We start from the raw sequence: 3,076 nt of genomic DNA, 5'->3' as shown, positions 1-3,076 counted from the left end.
CTGCGCCGTGAACACGAAGGCGAAGGCGCGGGCCGGCAGAAGCAGCAGGGTTCCGGCGAGGATCGCGGCGCAGGCGGCGGCGATCAGCCAGCGCGGCCGCCCGACCCGGTCGACCAGCGCGCCGAACGGGCCGGAGAGCAGCAGCGTGCCGAACCCCACAAGGGTGGTGACGAGGCCGACACGGGCCGGGCTCCACGATCCGGCCTCGGCGAGCCAGGTGCCGAGGAAGGGTCCCAGGCCGCCCTGGATGTCGCCGATGAAGACGTTGATCAGGGCGAGGTGGGTGGTCGGGGCCATGCCGTCCTTGGGTGTCCGCGGGAGCGGCGCAGGGCGTGGCCCGGCTCCGTCCCGCGGTCAAGCCGCGGCGGATCGGACGGGGGGGCCGGTCTTCACGCCGGTCGCGAGGTCGGCCGGAAGGGAATCGCGTCGTTCCGCTTCCGGGCGGCACAACGGGCCGGGCGACGACCGCCTTGACGGCCTCTCGGTCGGCGTCTTCGTCGGCCTCCTGCGACCATCCGCACGCATCGTGCAGGTCCGCGTGCTGACGCTTCGTCGAGTACATCTTACGGGTGTTGAATACACCCTTCGGTTGTCGAATGAGACCGGATTCGAAGCTGTCCCGATCGATCGGGCGGCCCTCCGCAGACGGTACGCCGAATTTGAATATAGATTTTATACAAATCCATCGGTTTAAGACCTATTTTAATATCTGAACAAGAATTTTATATTCGTATGCTATAAACGGAAGACTGATTTCGGGCTTACGATCATGCGACTTCTCAGCAACGCAAAAGTCATCCTCAAGGTCGCGCTTCCGCTTGTGATCCTGTCCATTCTCACGGCTGGGCTCGGGCTCTACTCACGCGCGACGCTAGGCGACCTCGCCGCGCAGGCGCAGCAGATCGTGGACGTGCAGGCGACGCGGCTGGAAAGCGTCCTCAACGTTCGGATCAACGTGAACGAGGCCTCGATCCAGGCGCGCAACATCCTGATCGAGACGCGCGAGACCGAGATGGCGCAGTACAAGTCGCGCTACGATGCGGCGATCAAGTCCGCCTTCGAGAACGTCGACCGGCTCATCGCAATGTCCGACACCGCCGAGCGCAAGGCCGTCAACCAGACGCTGCGGGACACCATGACCGAGTTCTTCGCGATCATGGATCGCGCGAACCTGCACGGCATGAAGAACGACAACGAGACCGCCAGCAAGATCCTCCTGACCGAGGCGACCGTCGGCCTTGCGAAGGTTCGTGCAATCACCCAGCCCCGCATCGATCGCCCGACGGCCGAGCTCCGGCAAGCCCGCGACGCCGCCGAGCAGGCCGTCTCCCGAGCCTCCACCCTGCTGGTCGCCACCGCCGCCTTCGGCCTGCTCGGCGCGCTGACGCTGGCTTCCCTGATCGTCGTGTTCGGCCTTACGCGGCCGATGGGCAGCCTGGTGGCCGTGCTGCAGCGCATGGCCAAGGGCGATACCGAGGCCGAGATCGTCGAGGCGCGTCGCGGCGACGAGATCGGTGCCGTCGGCAAGGCGGTGGAGGGCATCAAGGCGATGGTGGCGCAGAAGACCGCCGGGCAGGCCGAGATCAAGCGCGGAGGTCACCAGCAACATCGCCGGCGTGGCGCAGGCCTCCGAGGAGACGGGGGCTGCGGCGACGCAGGTCCTGGGCGCCGCCTCCGAGCTGTCGCGCCAATCCGAGCACCTCGGCGTCGAGGTCGCGCGCTTCCTCGACACCGTGCGGGCTGCCTGAGGCGCGCCTGACGATCCGAACGCCCGCGCCGGCCGCCCTCCCCCCGCATCGCGCTGCGGGATTCACACGTCCCCGCTTCTGGCGGTTCGCCCTGCGCGCATCCCCTTTCCCCGCGCGCGGGAAAGGGCTTTGCCGACCTCGTCGTCGGCAAAGCGAGGCGGCAGCCGACGGTGAGGGGGCTGATCCGAAGGAGGCTCATCCGTTCGCACCCCCTCACCGCCGCTTCGGCTGCACCTCCGCTCCTCGCACGGACGACGAGGTCCGTGCGGGCCTCTCCCCGCCCGCGGGGAAAGGGGGGAACCCGCAGGTCGTCCGAGGCCGAGATGAGATGTGAGCATACCGCAGCGCGTGGGCAGGCGGCCGACCGATAGCGGCCCGGCATTCGGTCGAGGCCGAAACCGGCCGCCCGGCGACGGCTCGGAGACGGTCTCAGATGGTGACCATGCCGCCCGTCACCGCGATCATCGCGCCGTTGATGTAGCTGGCCGAGTCCGAGGCCAGCATCACGTAGGGCGGCGCCACCTCGGCCGGCTGTCCGGGGCGCCCGGCCGGCGTCATCGAGCCGAAGCTCTCGACCTGGCTGGTGTACATCGTCGCCGGGATCAGCGGCGTCCAGATCGGGCCGGGCAGCACCGCGTTGGCGCGGATGCCGCGCTTGCCCAGGATCTTGGCGAGGTTCGCCACCATGTTGCAGAGCGCCGCCTTGGTCGAGGAATAGGCGAGCTGCTGCTCGACCGGGTTCTTGGCGTTCACCGACGCGGTGGCGATGATCGAGGCGCCGGGCTTCAGGTGCGGCGAGGCGGCCTTGAGGATGTAGAACATCGCGTGGACGTTGACGGCGTATTGCCGGTCCCAGTCGGCGATCTCGATACCCTCGATGTCGTCGGCCAGCACCTGCACCGCGGCGTTGTTGACGAACACGTCGAGCTTGCCGAATTCCGCGACCGTCCGCTCCACCAGCGCCGCGCAGTGGCCGGCATCCGAGACGTCGCCCGGCAGGAGCAGCGCGCGCCGGCCGGCCTTTTCGATCCAGGCGGCGGTGTCCTGGGCGTCGTCGTGCTCGTCGAGATAGGCCAAGGCCACGTCGGCGCCCTCGCGGGCGTAGGCGATCGCCACCGCGCGGCCGATGCCGGAATCGCCCCCGGTGATCAGCGCGACCTTGCCGGCGAGCTGACCGGAGCCGACGTAGCTGTGCTCGCCGTGATCGGGCGGCGGCTGCATCTCGGACGAGCGGCCGGGATAGGGGATCGGCTTGGCCTCGAAGGGCGGCTCGGGGCGTTGGGAGGCAGCGTTGGGCGAGGGCGTGTCGGGCATGGTGGTCCTTTCGG

Annotated in this window: 3 protein-coding genes; 1 reads left to right on the top strand and 2 read right to left on the bottom strand. The window is 68.6% G+C overall.

The window, feature by feature from the left end; genetic code table 11:
• On the bottom strand, positions 1–297 hold a 297-nt coding region (locus FV222_RS21535; RefSeq protein WP_147815603.1), incomplete at its 3' end, for an MFS transporter.
• A 472-nt stretch (positions 298–769) separates the two neighbouring features.
• Between FV222_RS21535 and FV222_RS21530 the strand changes: the two genes are divergently transcribed.
• Positions 770–1,759 (top strand): HAMP domain-containing protein, encoded by a 990-nt coding sequence (locus tag FV222_RS21530; RefSeq protein ID WP_246685587.1) that lies wholly within the window; start codon positions 770–772, stop codon positions 1,757–1,759.
• Positions 1,760–2,177: 418 nt separating this feature from the next.
• On the opposite strand, the gene FV222_RS21515 is transcribed toward FV222_RS21530, so the two are convergent.
• Positions 2,178–3,062: an SDR family oxidoreductase gene (locus FV222_RS21515; RefSeq protein ID WP_147762171.1), complete on the bottom strand. Its 885-nt coding sequence runs from the start codon at positions 3,060–3,062 to the stop codon at positions 2,178–2,180.
• Positions 3,063–3,076 lie beyond the last annotated feature (14 nt).

The organism is Methylobacterium sp. WL103, from assembly GCF_008039885.1.
GTDB lineage: Bacteria > Pseudomonadota > Alphaproteobacteria > Rhizobiales > Beijerinckiaceae > Methylobacterium > Methylobacterium cerastii.
Note: the sequence above shows the minus strand (reverse complement) of the source record. Positions and strands in the feature narration are given on the sequence as shown.

Excerpts from the sequence above, each read along its gene's own strand:
- FV222_RS21530 (WP_246685587.1), top strand. The coding sequence starts at position 770 with ATGCGACTTCTCAGCAACGCAAAAGTCATCCTCAAGGTCGCGCTTCCG.
- FV222_RS21515 (WP_147762171.1), bottom strand. The coding sequence starts at position 3,062 with ATGCCCGACACGCCCTCGCCCAACGCTGCCTCCCAACGCCCCGAGCCG.